Origin of the sequence: Hamadaea sp. NPDC051192, assembly GCF_040682475.1 — a bacterium.
GTDB lineage: Bacteria > Actinomycetota > Actinomycetes > Mycobacteriales > Micromonosporaceae > Hamadaea > Hamadaea flava.
This window is the reverse complement of the sequence record NZ_JBFBAZ010000310.1, coordinates 1-1,247: the sequence shown is the minus strand read 5'-3', so window position 1 is coordinate 1,247 and position 1,247 is coordinate 1. Positions and strand designations below refer to the sequence as shown.

General features: G+C 68.0%; 1 protein-coding gene. It reads left to right on the top strand.

What is annotated here, in order from left to right; translation table 11 throughout:
- Positions 1 to 192 precede the first annotated feature (192 nt).
- Entirely contained in the window at positions 193 to 1,239 is a 1,047-nt protein-coding gene (locus tag AB0M47_RS42785; protein ID WP_363424792.1) for an IS30 family transposase, read from the top strand.
- The last annotated feature ends 8 nt before the right edge of the window (positions 1,240 to 1,247 follow it).

Genomic DNA, 1,247 nt, shown 5'->3' with positions numbered 1-1,247 from the left:
GGTGGATTCAGGGGGTGGTCGCAACACCTTGGTTGATTCGAGGTGTTGTTGATGGCTCGTCCGGTGTCGTTGCTGGTTGTTCGTCGTGAATTTTGGCGGGCGGTCGGGCGGGGGTTGCCGACAGGGCAGGCGGCGGCGGTGGCTGGGGTCTCGTGGGCGACGGGGCTGCGGTGGTTCGGTGATAGTGGCGGGATGTCGCCGATCTCGCTGACCGAACCATGCGGCCGGTACTTGTCCCTTGCCGAGCGGGAGGAGATCGCGGTCGGTCGGGCGGCGGGCCAGAGCATGCGGGCGATCGCCCGCCGGCTGGGCCGCCATCCGTCGACGATCAGCCGGGAGCTGGTCCGCAACCGGGTCTTGGGCGGTAACCAGGGTGGTTATCGTGCGATGCTGGCCCAGTCGAAGGCCGAAGCGCGGGCTCGGCGGCCCAAGCCTCGTAAGCTGGCCGTGTGCCCGCCGCTGCAGGCCCAGGTCCAGGCGATGCTGGAGCAGCGGATGAGCCCCGAACAGATCAACCGCAGACTGCCGCTGCTATTTCCCGACGACCAGGGCATGCGGGTCTCGCACGAGGTCATCTACCAAAGCCTCTACGTGCATGGCAAAGGCGGCCTGCGCCGCGAGCTGACCACGCGGCTGCGCACCGGGCGAGCGCTGCGCAAACCACAGCGGCGGGTCGATCAGCGTGGCCAGCGCACCCGGATCCCGGACATGGTCATGATCGCCGACCGGCCCCCGGAGGTCGAAGACCGGGCTGTTCCCGGCGACTGGGAAGGCGATCTGATCACCGGCACCGCTAACAAGTCCGCCATCGGCACCCTGGTCGACCGGGCCACCCGGTTCGTGCTGCTGCTGCACCTGCCCAACGGTCACGGCGCCGTCGAGGTCCGCGACGCAATCATCACCGCTATGGCCGACCTACCCGCACAGCTACGACGCAGCCTGACCTGGGACCAAGGCATCGAGATGGCCCAGCACGGCCAGATCAGCGTCGCCACCGACCTGGCCGTCTACTTCTGCGACCCGCACAGCCCCTGGCAACGCGGCACCAACGAAAACACGAACGGCCTGCTACGCCAGTACTTCCCCAAAAGCACCGACCTGAGCCGCTACACCGCCGACGACCTCGCCACCGCCCAAGCCGAACTCAACGCCCGGCCCCGCAAAGCCCTCGGCTTCTACACCCCCGCCGAAACCCTCGCCCGTAAGCTCCACGAAGGCAGTGTTGCGACCACCCCTTGAGCCCAAGG